This is a genomic window from Brevibacillus panacihumi W25 (genome assembly GCF_000503775.1).
Taxonomy (GTDB): domain Bacteria; phylum Bacillota; class Bacilli; order Brevibacillales; family Brevibacillaceae; genus Brevibacillus; species Brevibacillus panacihumi_A.
The window spans coordinates 615,272-630,658 of the sequence record NZ_KI629782.1 but is presented as its reverse complement, the minus strand read 5'-3'; the positions used below and the strand labels follow the sequence as shown (position 1 = coordinate 630,658).

The following is a 15,387-nucleotide window of genomic DNA, read 5'->3' as shown; positions in this document are numbered from 1 at the left end:
AGGAGCATAATCTACGGACACGGGAGAAGGCATGTGCTATAATTATAGGCGGTTTATGATACCAATCACACCACTTCGTCTAAAGGGGCGTCATAGATGGAAAACTTGAAACAAAGCATCCTGGAGCTGATCACGGATACCTCCACGAACTTGCCGCCTGACGTGCGTCGTGCCGTCAATGCAGCAAAATTAAATGAAGATTTGGGCACTCGTGCAGCACTTTCTCTGTCCACAATCGCACAGAACATCGTGATGGCAGAAGAAAATGTATCGCCAATTTGCCAGGATACAGGCATGCCGACTTTTGAAGTGAAAACGCCAGTCGGAGTAAACCAGCTTATCATTAAAAAAGCGATCAAAGAAGCAATTGCAGAAGCAACCAAAACCGGGAAGCTGCGTTCCAACTCTGTCGATTCCCTGACCGGGCACAACACAGGGGACAACCTGGGTCCTGGTACACCCGTCATTCACTTCGAGCAGTGGGAAGAGGATGAGATCGAGATCAAGCTGATCCTCAAAGGCGGCGGCTGTGAAAACAAAAACATCCAGTATTCGCTGCCCTGTGAACTGGAAGGCTTGGGGAAAGTGGGACGCAATCTGGATGGCATCCGCAAGTGCATCCTGCACGCCGTCTATCAGGCGCAAGGACAGGGCTGCAGCGCGGGCTTTATCGGAGTCGGTATCGGCGGCGACCGCACCTCTGGCTATGCGTTAGCCAAGCATCAGCTGTTCCGTCGTGTCGATGACGTGAATCCGAATCCGGACTTGGCGAAATTGGAAGACTACATCATGGAAACCGCGAACCAACTGGGCATCGGAACGATGGGTTTCGGCGGAAACGCGACCTTGCTCGGTTGCAAAATCGGCGTAGAAAACCGTCTGCCTGCCAGCTTCTTCGTGTCCGTGGCTTACAACTGCTGGGCGTTCCGCCGTCAAGGCGTACGTCTCAACGCGAAGACAGGCGAAATTCTCCGTTACCTGTACAAAGATGAAGAGGTAGCGATGGATCTGAGCCCAGCGGCAGCAGCGAGCGAAGCTGCACAGCCTGAGCGTCGCGAGGTTGTCCTGCAAGCTCCGATCACGGAGGAGCAAATTCGCAGCCTGAAAGTAGGCGACGTGGTCATCATCAACGGCGAGATGCACACAGGACGCGATGCTTTGCACAGCTATCTGATGGAAAACGATTGTCCAGTAGATTTGAACGGCGGGATCATTTATCACTGCGGTCCTGTTATGCTCAAGGACGAAGCTGGAGAGTGGCATGTAAAGGCAGCGGGCCCTACTACCTCCATCCGCGAGGAACCTTACCAAGGCGAGATCATCAAGAAGTTCGGCATTCGCGCCGTTATTGGAAAAGGCGGAATGGGAGCCAAAACCTTGAAAGCACTGCAAGAACATGGCGCTGTTTACCTCAACGCAATCGGAGGGGCCGCGCAGTATTACGCAGAATGCCTGGAAAAAGTAGAAGGCGTAGATTTCCTGGAATTCGGTGTTCCGGAAGCGATGTGGCATTTGCGCGTAAAAGGCTTTGCAGCAATCGTCACCATGGATGCGCACGGCAACAGCTTGCATGCAGACGTGGAAAAATCCTCGCTGGAAAAATTGGCAGAATTTGCTGCGCCGGTATTCAAATAAGAATCGAAAAAACACTCTGGCACTTCAAAATTGGTGCCAGAGTGTTTTTTGCCTTGGTGAGATACAGCCCGCAACGGCTTTCGTCATAGGCGTTTGACCATTTGAGAAAAAATGGGTATTGGTTTATTTCCGGATCGGGCGGGCGGGCATAGGTTAGTAGCGAAAGATAAACCTGGAGGAGGGGCTATTCGTGAACTATGTCGTCCGTGCCGGTGATACGCTGAATAGTATCGCTGCTCGTTTCGGTGTTCCTGTGCAAGAACTGATCCGCGTCAACAATATCGCGTATCCGTATTATATCTATGTAGGTCAGAATATCTACATCCCTGTCACAGCGCCTGAATCTCCCGCAAGTGACGTAGAGCGTCGATTGAGAAGAGTGGAAAATCGTGTGGATGCTCTGCGTGCCGATTTTACCAGAGTGGACGACCGGGTAGATGATTTGACAAGGCGTGTGGATCGTCTGGAAGCAAGGGTTACCCGTCTGGAGCGAGGCACGCCAGGTCCGACTCCAACACCGCGTCCGCGTCCGACTACGCCGCCACCTCGTCCAACTCGTCCGGCGCCTACTCCTCGCACCTAGGTTTTTCCAAAATGCCTGAAGACTTAATGTCTTTGGGTATTTTCATTTTTCATAGTATTCTATCTAGTTTTCACTTGATCTCTTTTCGGGGGAAGGCTACGATGGAAGAAATAGAGGTTCAGGGGGGAACGTTATGAAGTGGAAGGTGGCGATGCTCCAGATGGACATCGCTTTTGGTCAGCCTGAGCAAAACGTAGAAAGCGTAAGACGCCTCGTCGATCAGTTGGCACGAGGGGAGAGCGTGGATGCTGTCATTTTGCCGGAATTATGGGATACCGGATATGATCTGGGAAGACTGGGAGAGATCGCTGATCCGGAGGGAAGGCGAGCCCATAGCCTGTTGAAGGAAGTGGCACAAAAGCTCAACTGTCACGTCATTGGCGGTTCGATCGCTGAAAAACGAGCGGGACAAGTCTACAATACGACTTATACATATGATCGGCATGGGCAACTGGCCGGAACCTACTCCAAAGTTCACCTGATCCGCTTGATGAAGGAAGATCAATTCATGGCCGCCGGAGAGCAGCCTGGCATGTTTCAACTCGACGATCAATGTGTTGCTTCCGTGATCTGCTACGACATCCGCTTCCCTGAATGGGTTCGGCTCCACGCCCTGCGGGGAGCAAAAGTTCTGTTCGTCACGGCTCAATGGCCCCATCCGAGACTGGATCATTGGCGACAGCTACTTATCGCGAGAGCAATCGAAAACCAGATGTACGTCGTTGCATGCAATCGGGTAGGAGAAGGCGGCGGCAACATGTTCTGCGGCCATTCTCTGGTAGTCAATCCCTGGGGGGAAATCGTAGCGGAAGGCATGCAGCAGGAGGAAATCGTCAGGGCCGAGCTGGACTTGTCACTGGTAGATGAGGTGCGGAGCCGCATCTTGGTTTATGACGACCGACGTCCCAACCTGTATACATTCTAACGTTGAAAAAATGGGCGCATAGCTCCTTGCTTCTCCATTTCCACTTCTGCTCCACCCGCATAAGGTAGCAGTAGAAGATGGAGGAGGAGGTGCGGACTTGTTCGGGCTGAATGGAAAAAATGTGCGGCATCATTTTTTGGGTGTTTATGGCAAAGTCGTGCAGATACGTGAGCTTGTGGAGGTTCTGGATCAAGTATTCGATTCTTTTCACAAGGTTAACACTATCAGTCGCACCATGCTTGGACAGCGTAAGGCAAGCGCCAAAAAATTGGACCGTATGCGTTGATATGCATAAAAGCACCCCGTGTTTATAAAAAACAGCGGGGTGCTTTCTGTTGTGCGCCCAAAATTCCTACATACGATCTTTTTGACTCGCAGCTTCGAGCGCCATACGAACCATTTCCTTGACCATGTTCCCGCCGAGCTGTCCTCCGACGCGCCCCGCATCATGAGCGCTTAGCTGACCGTTGTAGCCATGCTGCAAAGGTACGTCCAATTCTTCGGCCACCTCGTATTTCGCCTGGTCGGGATCGCTCACATTTGCGACTTTTGCTTTCAAGGCATCCAAACCTGCACGAGCATGGGGAACGAGCGGTCTTCTGCGTCTGCTCATCGCATCTCACCTCTGGGCTTAGTCTGCCCGACTTAGAGGATGGCTTTGCGCTTCGTAAAGTCCGTTCCCTGGTAGTAAGTATTGGCGACAAGCAGATTGGGGCCGGAACAGGCGACGCTTGGGCAGAAGCAATTAATCGTCTGGTTTAGCGGATGGGCCTGCCAGCGGTCGAACATCGACTGCAATGGCTCATGATGGATGTTGCCAAGCGGCTCTACGTCACCGAAATCAGTTACGATCACGTCGCCTGTGAAGACATTCACGTTTAATCGATTGCGACCATCCGGATCATTGCGAACTGTCACATTTTTGCTGCGACGTAAGCGATGAACCAGTTCTCTGTCCGCTTCCAAAGGGCTGCACGCGAAAAAGGGGAGCGTCCCAAACAGCATCCACAGCTCTTCGTTGCGAATATCTAGCAAGTGGTGAATACTATCGCGAAGTTCATCCAGGGAGAGGACGGAAAGATCTCGGGCGAAGTCGCTTGCGTACATCGGATGGATTTCATGGCGTTTGCTGCCCATTTCCTGAATCTGGCTGTGCAGAATATCCAGCTTGGGTGCAGTCCGGTGGTTCAGCATGGTTTCTGCGGATACAAAAACTCCCGCTTGAGCCAACTTTTGCGCATTTTCCATGATCTGAACAAACAGGTTTTCTGCCTGTTTGCTTGAAACCTCCCGAGGTGCTTTTGCGTAAACAATAGAATGGAACTCCTCAGGGGTCGTCCAGTTCCACGAGATATGCATCACATCTATGTAAGGGAGAATCAGCTCGTAACGGGAAAATGGCATCGTTAAATTGGAATTGATCTGTGTACGCAAGCCTCGCTCTGTCGCGTATTTCAAGAGCGGCAGAATCTCTTCCTTGACGGTCCGTTCGCTGTACATCGGTTCGCCGCCTGTTATACTGATAGTACGCAGGTCTTTGGCCTCATCCAGACGACGCAGGATCAAGTCTATGGGCAAAAAAGGATCATCCTTGTATCGAAGCGTATCTCCGACTGCGCAATGCTCGCAGCGAAGATTACATAGATTGGTGACGGTAAATTCGACGCTCGTCAAACGATACGCGGGCGGTGTCGCTGCATGCAACGGCTCCCACGGATCTTGAGAGGGCGTCAGAGGAGTATTTGGAACCATGCGAATCACGGGGTGGACCTCCTTCATTTATGTAAACATACTTTCTTATTATAGCGACTTGGGGACGGGAGGAGAATAGCTCATCATGATAATGGGAATATCATTTGGCCGTGGAGTGCTTTTTCATGATCGCAACGTTCTCGCTTGTGCCGAAGTGAAAGACGGCGTGATCCACCTGTGGGCGGAAAAAATGACGGTTCGAACGATAGGCAAGCTCTGGTACCGGATTTTTTTCTCTTTCCCTTGGTATTACCAAGTTTTTCACCTGTTCCTGATCTGTTATGCGGTAGCTGCTTTTCTCAAGCCATCCTGGGCGATTGTAGATCCTGCCTGGATTGCCATCTACCTGGCTGGCTTTCACTTCGTATTTCCTCGCAGATTAAAAAAATTTCATGGAGCAGAACACAAAGTGTTCAGCTATCAAGGAAGGAAGTCTATGGAGGCCCTTGGCGAGATTGCGCGAGCCAATATCGTCAACGACGGCTGTTCCACAAATCTGGTCATCTGGTTTTTTACCGGATTTCTGCTTGCCTTTCTATTTCTTCCGCTGGAATGGAGCCTTGTATGCGGGGGACTACTGTTGTTAGCCGGCATGTTCGGGGATCGCTACCTGCGCAAGCCGTTCCGTTTTGTATACCAGCTTTCCGCCTTTTCCCAAAAGCATTTTACGACCAAGGAACCGGATCGGCTGCATCTGGAGACGGCGATTCGCTCCTATCTCCTGTATGAACATATTCGCGATATGACTGCAAAAGAAGCAGCGTAATCAGGAACGAAAACGAAGAAGCCGTCTGCAACCTGAGCAGAACGGCTTTTTTTTCACGATCCAGCATATTTGCTATTTGCGGTCGAGCGGATTTTCTTCCAGTTTGCGGTAGGTTTTTCCCTTGTCCACATAGGATTGGCGGATGCGGCGCAATTCCTTGAAGTCATCTTCGGTCAGCTCGCGTTTTACCTTGGCAGGCGATCCGACGACGAGTGTGCGCGGCGGAACCTTCATTCCTGGAGGGATGAGCGCGCCTGCAGCGACCATAGCCTCCTCTCCGATTTCAGCGCGGTCGAGGACGATGGCTCCCATGCCGATCAAGGCGCCACGCCGTACGATGCAGCTGTGCAGGACAGCGTTGTGGCCGACGGTTACTTCATCCTCCAAGATGAGGGGATTATTCGGACTTTGATGCAGCGTACTGTTGTCTTGTACGCTGACACGACGGCCAATTACGGTCGGGGCAATATCGCCGCGAATGACGCAATTGTACCAAATCGAGGAATCTTCGCCGATCTCGACGTCACCGGAGACGACAACGCCTTTGGCGAGAAAAACGGAAGAATGGATACGCGGTTCGACATTTTCAAATGGTAGAAGTAGCATGGTTGCCTCCTGGTCAGTTGATATGCGGACAGTCTGTTTGCAGCGGCAGGCTGTGGCTGATGGAAAAGCGATTGGTCGCCGCGTCGCAGTCTATCAAGATGCCCGCAAGCTGATCTTCTTCTGTATGTTTATAAAACAGGCGAATGCCGCGCACGTCCAACTCGCGATCGCTCTCGTCCTTTTCGGTAATGGCGATGCTGTACGTGTAGCTGCCGCATCCCGTGGTAGTCATGATGAGCCTGATCCCAAGCTTGTCTGCATCCGGCTCATCGGCGATCATCCACGAAAGGCGAGCCGCAGCATAGGGTGTGATGATCATTTCATATCCCTCCTCATTGCCCGATACCTATTGTACTACAGCAAAGTGAGGGGAACAATTTGGCAGTGCAGCCAAGAGTCGCTTGTTGACCTGCGAACAGGTGTGTGGTAGAGTTAGAATACAAATTCGAGATGTGCAGGAAATGCGGGTAGTCGCTGCCGCGATCGGTTTTCCGGTCGGCGGTAGAGGAAAGTCCAGGCTCGCCCAGGCTGAGATGCTTGGAGTGTTCGTACCTGGTGCAAACCAGGGCAGTGAGACTAGATCTCGCTGACGGCGTGGAAAGGGCTCTCTCTGAGGCCCGAGTACGCTGAAAGTGCCACAGAAACGTAGCTTTCCTGGCGACAGGGAAGATGGAACGCGGTAAACCCTGCGAGCGAGAAACCCAAATTTGGTAGGGGAACCGTCCCAAAGGAATCAAACGGAGGGGCGGATGGTGTCTGCAGGCACCATAGATAGATGACTACCGCTCTTTGTGCGAGGGACTTGTCCCGCTTGCAGCACGGGAGAGACAGAACCTGGCTTACAGCATTTCCTGCTGGATATGAACGCAAAACCGTCTGATGATCAGGCGGTTTTTTTGCGTTTGTACATCATGATTTCACTCTCCGGCATCACCAGAAATATTTTCCACGATGGTGTGTGCAACCTTTCTGTGAATGGTGACGTCAAATAGAGCGCTTAACCAAAATCTGCTTTTGCGTTCTTTATCCATCGATCATTCGGAGGGGTTCATTGTGAAAACATGGAAAGCACTATCTGCGAAAACTTGTAAGACCGGGATGGCCGTTGCTGTCCTGATGGGGATGCTGGCACTGCCCAACATGGGATTGGCTGCTACGTCACTGCCATTGTCCGACATTGCTCAAAACGCCAACAAGGATTCGATTCTCAAGCTGAATTACGCCGGGGTCCTGAAAGGCTACACGGACGGAACATTCCGGCCGAAAAAGGAAGTAACCCGTGCCGAGTTTGCGAAAATTGCTGTACTGGCGATGGGATATACCGATGAGCAGGCCCGACTGCTGCAAGGCTCGACCGTTTTCAAAGATTTGCCTGCGGATCACTGGGCGACAGGTTACATCAATCTCGCAGTCTCCCAAGGGATCATCAAAGGATACCCGGACGGGACTTTCAAACCAAACAACAACGTGAAAATTGCAGAAGCGCTGACGATATTTGTCCAAGGGCTTAAAATCAACGTAAGCACACCTACGGTTGGCGAATGGTATTATCCGTACCTTCTGGAAGCCAATAAGACAGGAATCTACGAATCGGCAGAAACTCCGACCGCCGCTGCACAGCGCGACACCGTAGCAAAGTATACCAGCCGTTTCATGGAGACGCCGGTGTATGCCAATGGCGCCTACTACGACCGCAACGGCAATGCGGATGGCACCAATCAAAAGCTGCCGGTGGTGAAAGGAATCGTCTCCGCGTACAACAAAACAAGCAAAAAGTTGAAGATTACAGGTCAGAAGGATGAAATCACCATTGACGACAAAGCCCAGGTGTACGGCAACATCGTAGTGGGAGCGCAGGTTGAATACCTGCTGAAAAAAGGGAACATTGATTTTCTCATCGTTTCGACTGCGGATTCCCAAATCGTCGAAGGAGTAATCAAAACAGGACTCAACGCAAGCACGAAGGTCGGGGATGAGAAACAGTTCAAGGCGATTGTCAACGGCAAAGAGGTGGTCCTGGAGGTCGTCAACGGAGTAAACGTAACGCGCTCCCAGATTGGACAAAAATTCGTCGCTGTTTTGGGAGATGACGGAAGAGTCGAATCCATTACATTCTCCAAAAATACGACATCCGGCCTGATCGAGAAAATCTCGGCGGTAAGCGGGACCAATGCCAAAAAAGAGCTGAAAGTGGGTTCTGAGACATACGTCCTGGCCAGCGGTGCAACTGTGAAAGGAAAAGCGCACCCTCAAGCCAAAGAGGTGGCCGGTTCTTTTACGGATATGGAAAAAGGTGACCTGGTAGAACTGACGCTCGACGTGGACGGTAAGGTAAGCACTGTCGTCTACACCAAGCTGAGTGCAACGGAGACAATCAAAATCGACACGGATGAAAATCTCATCCTGATCGGCAATGCAGAGTATGAAGTAACGAGAGACACAGAGTTGATCGTGGACGATGAGGAAGTAGACGAACTCGACGAATTGCAGGACGGCAAAATCGCCATTCTGACCTTTGACGAGGATGGTCAACTGAAGAAAGTCGAGCAGGGCACAAAAGTGGCTGGCAATAAAGTGATTGGAAGCACAACTGCTTATCAGGCTGGTCCGCCTGTGAAACTGGCAACCATCAAAGTCGACAAGAAAACCTACAACCTGCTGGCGACAGCCAAGCTGACGATCGATGGCAAACGTGTTTCCGCCACTACGATCAAGGCGAATCAGCTGGATGACTACCGAATCGTCTCCTGGAAATACAATGTGGGAACGAACGATATTGTGGAGCTGGAAGTAGAAAGCCAGACAGTGAAAGGCTATGTGACGAAAAAATCCGGGAGTAAAATCACGGTAAACGGCAAGGTGTACGAATTGCTGTCTGGTGTCAGCATCGACAACAACGCTGCTACCAACGACAAGGAATACACACTGACGCTCGACAGCGACGGCAAGGTTAAAGCGATTTCCGGAGCGCTGAAAACGGTGAGCGGTCTGGTGGAAGAAGTGGAGATCCGCCGGGACAACGGAGAGATCACATCGGCCAAAATCGTTCTGGACGGCAAAAAATACGATGTTAGCGAAGAGGATGCGGTCGAAGATCTGGATCAGTTCTTCTATGCGACATTGACGCTGAATCGCGACCAAGAGGTGACGGCAGCAACCGCGCAAGGGAAAAAAGCGGAAGAGAAAGTGAAATTCATCGGCATCGAGTCCCGCGTCAATGGTGACAAGTACGTCTTTTTCGAGGATGTCTCTACCAGTCTGAAGCTGGCTGAGGATGCGAAAGTGAAATATTACGACGGCTCTGACATGGATGAAGACGATCTGAAGAAAACCGATAAAATCGATCTGTGGACCAAAGCAGATGGGCAAGTCTACGCCATCGTCGTTTTGAAACGATAGTACTACGTACGTAAAGAAGCTGACCGTTTCCTCCACAAAAGGGAAGCGGTCAGCTTTTTATTACCTGGAAAAAAACACCTGATTCGCGTAAGGTAGAAGGAAGTAAACCTACACCATTAAAAATGTGAGCGGGGAATAAATATGTTGAGAAGACTGCTGTCTGCCCTTCTTTCATCGATCATTTTTTGCAGCATTTTGGCTTATTTTCAACACACACCTATCGCAGAGCGCCAACCGAACACATCCTATATGTCTTTTTCTTCCCTTGTGTTCATCTATCTCATCTATGCAACACCTGTTTACGTTCTTGGAGGCATACCTTGCTCGATTTTGATTGACACCATCACGAAGCGCATCTTCCGCCGTTCTACGATCCTTTTTTACCTCGTCAACATCATATGCTATACGTTAGCTGGCATGCTTTTGGCTTTGCTACTATTCAACGTGTTCGAGATTGAGGCATGGATATGGGGCGGGGCAGCTCCCGCTCTTCTTTACTATGTCGTTTATCTCCTGGTGCGACTCTTGATTCGCAAGCCTCAATCCATCAATTACCCCTGGGAGGAAAGCGGCAAAAAAATGGGGTAGCAAAAGGGCGTACTAGCATGAGCCTTTCTCCATAGGGTTTAAGGAGGAGGTGAAAACAGTGGATCAGTTGCGCCAATTCAAGCAATTTATCGAACAGGCTGAACAAGTATGGACACAGATTGCCGCGTCACCAAGGGGGAAGCCTGTCTACACCGTGAATGGCGTCGATTATACGCCGCTCCCTGAACGTTATGGCAGCAAGCGAAAAATATCTCGCATTTTTCGGCGGTACTGGGGGATCAAGCTGACGGAGAGGATGATTCGCAATCTGCGGCTACGCCTGGTAAAAGGAAAGCTGTGTGTGCCCTATCGGATCTATCCTCCGCTTCCAATGAAGGTTGTATCCTTGAAATGGAAGAAGAACAGTCTGAACCAGAAAGTCATTTCAGCGGTCTTGAGCGGAGGAAGCAAGAACGTCCGGGTCGATTATCGGTTCATTCGTTCCGGGAATACCGTCTCTTTTACCATCATGAAGCGCTCCAATTGCGAATACGATCTGCGCTACCGTTCACAAGGTGCAGCAACTGCACATACACGAAACCAGCAGAAGAGAAATCAACAGAAGAAAAATCAGAAGGGCAGAAACAATCTCCTCAAACCCCCGTAAAGTCCGGGGAGAGGAGTTTTTCTGTCCTTCTTTTGTCCAAGCTCAATGTTGGATGGTTACACGATACTCCCGAAGCCAATAGTCCAACTGAGCGAGGAACGCGAACAGTTGTGGAGTGCTCATCAATTGACCAAAAAAGGGAATGCCGGATGCTTTGGCATCCATGGCCGCGATTTGCCGAATGGTTGAGACGTCGATCAAGGGCAGCAGAGGAGAGGACGGATCATCCAGAATCTGCAGCAGCCACGTGCGGACCGCTTCCGTGTACGCGGGGTTATGCGTTTTAGGGTAGGGGCTTTTTTTGCGGTACAAAACCTCGTCCGGGAGATAGCCCTCCATCGCTTTTCGCAGAATTCCCTTTTCCCGATTCCCGTACATTTTCAACTCCCAGGGAATATTCCAGACATATTCGACAATCCGGTGATCGCAAAAAGGGACACGCGCTTCCAGACTGGCTGCCATGCTCATCCGATCTTTGCGGTCCAACAGCGTGTTCATAAACCAAGTGATGTTGAGGTAGAACATCTCCCTGCGGCGGGCTTCCAATAGATTTTCTCCCGGCAAGACAGGAACCTCTGCCAACGTCTCTTGGTAACGCATCGCTGCGTATTCCTCCGGCTTCACCCAATCCCGCAACTCGGGCGAGAGCCAGGATGCGCGTTCCTTCGTTGCTCGGGCCCAAGGAAATGTGTTTGCGAAAAGCATCTCTTCGCGATGAAACCAGGGATAGCCGCCAAAAACCTCGTCGGCACACTCTCCAGAGAGAACGACGGTTGTCTCCTTTTTAATCTCCCGACAAAAGAGATACAAAGAGCCATCGATATCCGCCATGCCGGGCAGGTCCCGAGCGAGAGTGGCAGTGCGCAAGGAATCGATCAGATCCTCGGTATCAAAGGTGATCGTTCGGTGCTGCGTCCCCAAAAATTCGGATACCTTCTGAATGTAGGGGGCGTCTTCATCGGGCTGAAAGGTGTTGGATTCAAAATGTCGCGCGTTATCTACATAATCGATCGAATAGGTAAAAAGCGTCTCCCGTTGCTGCTGCTTGAAGCTGGAAGCAGCGACAGCCGTGATGACACTGGAGTCGAGACCGCCAGACAGCAAGGTTGACACGGGTACATCGGCCACCAATTGACGCTGTATAGCATCTGTTACCAGCTCTCTTACCGTTTGTACGGTCCGATCGAGGTCATCGGAATGGGGGCGGCTTTCCAATTGCCAATAGCGAAGGTGACGGAGCCGATCCCGTGTCACGGTCAACATATATCCGGGCCGCACCTCGTGGACGTTATGAAATACGCCGTGTCCTGGAGTCCGCGAAGGGCTTAGAGCGAAAACCTCCGCGAGACCTTCCCGGGAGAGGACCGGTTTCACCTCTGGATGGGCGAGCAATGCCTTCAGCTCAGAAGCAAACAGGAACGAATTGCCTCTTTGGGCGTAAAATAGCGGTTTGACTCCCATGCGATCACGTGCCAGAAACAATCGCTGGGCGCTCTCATCCCAGATCGCAAAGGCAAAAATGCCATTAAGCCGCTTCAGACAATCCGTGCCCCATTCCAGATAGGCATGCAGCAGGACTTCCGTATCCGAATGAGAGCGAAAGGAATGTCCAGAAGCGAGCAGCTCCTGTCTCAGATCCTCTGTATTGTACAATTCCCCGTTGTAGACCATCGTACATGCCTGCTCCCGATGGAGGGAAGTCATCGGCTGTTGTCCTCCTGCGGGATCGACGACGATGAGACGTCGATGCCCAAGCCCAACATGCGTATGGAACCAATAGCCTTCCGCGTCAGGCCCCCGTGAAGTGAGCCTCGTCGTCATTCTCTGCAAAACAGGCTGCTCCTGGGAAAGGTCTTTTTCCCAATCCAACCATCCGGTAATTCCACACATCGTCATCATCCTTTCCCTGCAGCGATTGCAAACTCAGCCTATGCAGAATGCCCAGGCGATTTGTCTGTCCAGAAGGGAAAATGAAAAAAAGAGGGAAATAGTAGAAAGTCGGTTTGGAAATGGGAGGTTCAAGTGGACAATTTAACCATTATGCTCATTGAACGAATGGGGATTTTGCTTACTTTTGCCTTTCTCCTCACGCGAATCCCGTTGTTTCGCCAGGTGCTGGATCGGGAAATCCACATGGGCACCTCGATTCTCTACTCACTGATGTTTGGGTTGTTTGGAGTGGCAGGGACTTATGCGGGTATCGTCGTCAATGAAGAATCATATATGCCGGCATTCTGGATCTTTTCGCTTGCCGAGCGGGAGATGATCGCCAACTCTACGCTGGTCGGAGTGGTCATCGGGGGGCTTCTGGGCGGTCCACTGGTCGGTTTGGGAGCCGGACTGATCGCAGGGGCACATGTATACGGACTCGGGGGATTCGCAGCGTTGCCCATCGGCTTGTCCATCCCGATTACCGGCCTTCTCGCCGGCTATGTCGCGCGATTTTTTTCACAGGAGCGGGTTATTTCACCGTCGAAGGCCTTGTTCATCGGCATGTTCGCACCTGTGATCCAGATGTCTTTTATGCTCATACTGGCCGGACCTCCTGATTTGGTCAAAACGGTCGTCAATGTGGTTGGAATTCCGATGGTTCTGACGAACAGCATCTCGATTGCCGTCTTTACTACGATGATCCAGATCGCGCTAAAGGAAGAGGACCGCAAAGCGGCATTGGAGGCGGAACGGGCTTTTACCATAGCAGAACGCATACTGCCTCATCTGAAAATGGGGTTGACGCCGCAGACGGCTCATGCAGCAGCCTTGCTCCTCCAGCACGAGGTGAATGCTGCCGCGGTGGCGGTTACGAACAGGGAGCAAATTTTGGCTCATGTCGGAGCAGGAGGCGACCACCATTTGGCGGGAGAAGCGATACGAGGGGAATTGAATCGCCGGGTCCTTTACACGGGTATTATTCAAAAAGGATTGAATCGGGAAGTGCTTTCCTGTACAAAAAGCAACTGTCCGCTGCAAGCGGCGATCCTCGTCCCGATCCGGGAAGGCGGCAGTGTAGTGGGACTGATCAAGCTGTATTTTCGCAGACCGCAGCAGATCGGGAAGGTGCAGGAGGCCCTGGCGAAAGGACTGAGCAATTTATTGTCCAATCAGTTGACGCTGGCATTGACAGAAAAGATGAAAAGCCTGATGAAAGACGCGGAGCTGCGCATGCTGCAGGCTCAAATCCATCCTCACTTTCTCTTCAACACGCTGAATTCGATCGTTACGCTGATCCGCATCGATCCACAGCTGGCCAGACATATGACGATCCAGCTTGGCACTTTTATGCGCCTCAATCTCAAGCTGACCTCAAGTCCTTTGATCTCGGTCAGGCAAGAACTGGACCATTTATACGCGTATCTGGAAATTATCAAAATCCGTTTTTCTGAACAGTTCGCAGTTCGCTGCCGAGTCGACGAAGGAGTAGAAGATGCCCTGATCCCGCCAGGCACCTTGCAGCCTTTGATTGAAAATTGCATCCATCATGGATTGCGCGACATGCCGATCGGGGGAGAGATTTTGCTGCACGTAAAAAGGCAGCCGCGACAGGTTATCATCAGCATCGAAGATAATGGTGCGGGCATCCCTGCCGAGAAGCTGGCGATTCTGGGGAAAGTACCGACAGACAGCGAGGACGGCAACGGAATCGGCGTCCACAATGTCAATCAAAGGCTCGTCAGCCTGAGAGGTCCTGATGCCGAATTGCTCTATTACAATAAAGCGGAGGGGGGATGTGTCGTCACTTTCAGCCTACCATTGTCTGGAGAGGAGAGTGCTTGATGCCGATTCGAGTCATGATTGCGGAAGATGAGCGACTCGCACGGGAAGAACTTTACTACTTGCTGCAGCAGGAAGCAGATGTCGAACTGCTGCCTTTTGCGACGAACGGTAGAGAATTGCTGGAGATGGTCGAGGAGTACAAGCCGGACGTGGTGTTCCTCGACATCAAGATGCCGGAAGTGGAAGGGGGACAAGCAGCGCGGATGCTGGCTGCTCGAAAAGAACAGCCCCTGATCGTCTTTTCAACAGCGTATGAGGAGTACGCAGTAGATGCCTTCAAGCTGCATGCCGTTGATTACTTGTTGAAGCCGACCGAACCGACCCGATTGCGGGATACCATGCAGCGAGTGCGGGAGCGGCTGGAAAAAAACAAGACCGAGCAGGTCGCACCGCTCAAACTCGGTGCCAAGCTGCTGGTCGAGGAAAATAACCGACTTGTGGTCATTGATCCGGCGACGATTGTTTACGCCGTCAGAGATGAGCGGAATGTTCGGATCCATACCCAGAAGCAGGTTTACACAGCGCGGATGACGCTGCTGCAATTGGAGGAAAAGCTGCAAATGTACGATTTCTATCGCACACACAAGAGCTACCTGGTGAATCTGCAGTACGTGTCAGAATTGGAGCCGTGGTTTAATGGCGCCTACAACCTCATCTTGAAAAACGAAGAACAACTCCGTATTCCGGTTTCCCGCTCGGCAGTCAAAGACCTCCTGAAAAAACTGGAAGGATAGTTCGACAATCCCATCTGA

At 51.4% G+C, this 15,387-nt stretch carries 15 protein-coding genes and 1 other RNA gene; 11 read left to right on the top strand and 5 right to left on the bottom strand.

From position 1 onward, the window contains the following. Positions 1 to 96: 96 nt before the first annotated feature. The 4 genes from T458_RS32570 (at position 97) to T458_RS32555 (ending at position 3,429) form a co-directional block, all read left to right on the top strand. A complete protein-coding gene (locus T458_RS32570) occupies positions 97 to 1,635 on the top strand; it encodes a fumarate hydratase (protein WP_023554695.1) in 1,539 nt (512 codons plus the stop codon). Between the two features lie 190 nt (positions 1,636 to 1,825). Then, positions 1,826 to 2,218, top strand: coding sequence for a LysM peptidoglycan-binding domain-containing protein (locus T458_RS32565; protein ID WP_023554694.1), 393 nt, complete (start codon positions 1,826 to 1,828; stop codon positions 2,216 to 2,218). Positions 2,219 to 2,351: 133 nt separating this feature from the next. Then, on the top strand, positions 2,352 to 3,143 hold the full coding sequence (locus T458_RS32560; protein ID WP_023554693.1) for a carbon-nitrogen family hydrolase: 792 nt from the start codon (positions 2,352 to 2,354) through the stop codon (positions 3,141 to 3,143). Positions 3,144 to 3,240: 97 nt separating this feature from the next. Then, positions 3,241 to 3,429, top strand: a complete 189-nt coding sequence (locus T458_RS32555) for a hypothetical protein (RefSeq protein ID WP_023554692.1) — start codon at positions 3,241 to 3,243, stop codon at positions 3,427 to 3,429. 66 nt (positions 3,430 to 3,495) lie between these two features. On the opposite strand, the gene T458_RS32550 is transcribed toward T458_RS32555, so the two are convergent. Further along, positions 3,496 to 3,756: an alpha/beta-type small acid-soluble spore protein gene (locus T458_RS32550; RefSeq protein WP_023554691.1), complete on the bottom strand. Its 261-nt coding sequence runs from the start codon at positions 3,754 to 3,756 to the stop codon at positions 3,496 to 3,498. Between the two features lie 32 nt (positions 3,757 to 3,788). Further along, a complete protein-coding gene (gene yfkAB, locus T458_RS32545) occupies positions 3,789 to 4,904 on the bottom strand; it encodes a radical SAM/CxCxxxxC motif protein YfkAB (protein ID WP_023554690.1) in 1,116 nt (371 codons plus the stop codon). 76 nt (positions 4,905 to 4,980) lie between these two features. Between yfkAB and T458_RS32540 the strand changes: the two genes are divergently transcribed. Further along, the gene (locus T458_RS32540; protein ID WP_023554689.1) at positions 4,981 to 5,661 is read left to right on the top strand and encodes a DUF1385 domain-containing protein; all 681 of its coding nucleotides are present in this window, start codon (positions 4,981 to 4,983) and stop codon (positions 5,659 to 5,661) included. Between the two features lie 72 nt (positions 5,662 to 5,733). Here T458_RS32540 and T458_RS32535 read toward each other — a convergent pair whose 3' ends face one another. Further along, complete coding sequence (locus tag T458_RS32535; protein ID WP_023554688.1) at positions 5,734 to 6,267, bottom strand: gamma carbonic anhydrase; 534 nt, start codon at positions 6,265 to 6,267, stop codon at positions 5,734 to 5,736. Between the two features lie 13 nt (positions 6,268 to 6,280). Then, positions 6,281 to 6,586, bottom strand: coding sequence for an iron-sulfur cluster biosynthesis family protein (locus T458_RS32530; RefSeq protein ID WP_023554687.1), 306 nt, complete (start codon positions 6,584 to 6,586; stop codon positions 6,281 to 6,283). Between the two features lie 140 nt (positions 6,587 to 6,726). Between T458_RS32530 and rnpB the strand changes: the two genes are divergently transcribed. From rnpB to T458_RS32520, 4 genes are all read left to right on the top strand, one after another. After that, positions 6,727 to 7,114, top strand: an RNA gene (gene rnpB, locus T458_RS56300) — RNase P RNA component class B. Between the two features lie 206 nt (positions 7,115 to 7,320). Continuing rightward, the gene (locus T458_RS32525) at positions 7,321 to 9,666 is read left to right on the top strand and encodes an S-layer homology domain-containing protein (RefSeq protein WP_031305363.1); all 2,346 of its coding nucleotides are present in this window, start codon (positions 7,321 to 7,323) and stop codon (positions 9,664 to 9,666) included. A 141-nt stretch (positions 9,667 to 9,807) separates the two neighbouring features. After that, complete coding sequence (locus T458_RS55940) at positions 9,808 to 10,254, top strand: hypothetical protein (protein WP_023554685.1); 447 nt, start codon at positions 9,808 to 9,810, stop codon at positions 10,252 to 10,254. A 58-nt stretch (positions 10,255 to 10,312) separates the two neighbouring features. Next, on the top strand, positions 10,313 to 10,861 hold the full coding sequence (locus tag T458_RS32520; RefSeq protein WP_023554684.1) for a hypothetical protein: 549 nt from the start codon (positions 10,313 to 10,315) through the stop codon (positions 10,859 to 10,861). Positions 10,862 to 10,903: 42 nt separating this feature from the next. Here the strand turns inward: T458_RS32520 and asnB are convergent, their stop codons facing one another. Beyond that, on the bottom strand, positions 10,904 to 12,751 hold the full coding sequence (asnB, locus tag T458_RS32515; protein WP_023554683.1) for an asparagine synthase (glutamine-hydrolyzing): 1,848 nt from the start codon (positions 12,749 to 12,751) through the stop codon (positions 10,904 to 10,906). Between the two features lie 132 nt (positions 12,752 to 12,883). Between asnB and T458_RS32510 the strand changes: the two genes are divergently transcribed. After that, entirely contained in the window at positions 12,884 to 14,635 is a 1,752-nt protein-coding gene (locus tag T458_RS32510; protein WP_023554682.1) for a LytS/YhcK type 5TM receptor domain-containing protein, read from the top strand. Beyond that, positions 14,635 to 15,369, top strand: coding sequence for a LytR/AlgR family response regulator transcription factor (locus T458_RS32505; RefSeq protein ID WP_023554681.1), 735 nt, complete (start codon positions 14,635 to 14,637; stop codon positions 15,367 to 15,369). Before T458_RS32510 ends, T458_RS32505 begins: the two co-directional genes overlap by 1 nt. Positions 15,370 to 15,387 lie beyond the last annotated feature (18 nt).

Coding starts and splice junctions, on each gene's coding strand:
- T458_RS32550 (WP_023554691.1), bottom strand. CDS start 3,756: ATGAGCAGACGCAGAAGACCGCTCGTTCCCCATGCTCGTGCAGGTTTG.
- T458_RS32505 (WP_023554681.1), top strand. CDS start 14,635: ATGCCGATTCGAGTCATGATTGCGGAAGATGAGCGACTCGCACGGGAA.
- T458_RS32530 (WP_023554687.1), bottom strand. CDS start 6,586: ATGATCATCACACCCTATGCTGCGGCTCGCCTTTCGTGGATGATCGCC.
- T458_RS32540 (WP_023554689.1), top strand. CDS start 4,981: ATGATAATGGGAATATCATTTGGCCGTGGAGTGCTTTTTCATGATCGC.
- T458_RS55940 (WP_023554685.1), top strand. CDS start 9,808: ATGTTGAGAAGACTGCTGTCTGCCCTTCTTTCATCGATCATTTTTTGC.
- asnB (WP_023554683.1), bottom strand. CDS start 12,751: ATGTGTGGAATTACCGGATGGTTGGATTGGGAAAAAGACCTTTCCCAG.
- T458_RS32560 (WP_023554693.1), top strand. CDS start 2,352: ATGAAGTGGAAGGTGGCGATGCTCCAGATGGACATCGCTTTTGGTCAG.
- T458_RS32535 (WP_023554688.1), bottom strand. CDS start 6,267: ATGCTACTTCTACCATTTGAAAATGTCGAACCGCGTATCCATTCTTCC.
- T458_RS32570 (WP_023554695.1), top strand. CDS start 97: ATGGAAAACTTGAAACAAAGCATCCTGGAGCTGATCACGGATACCTCC.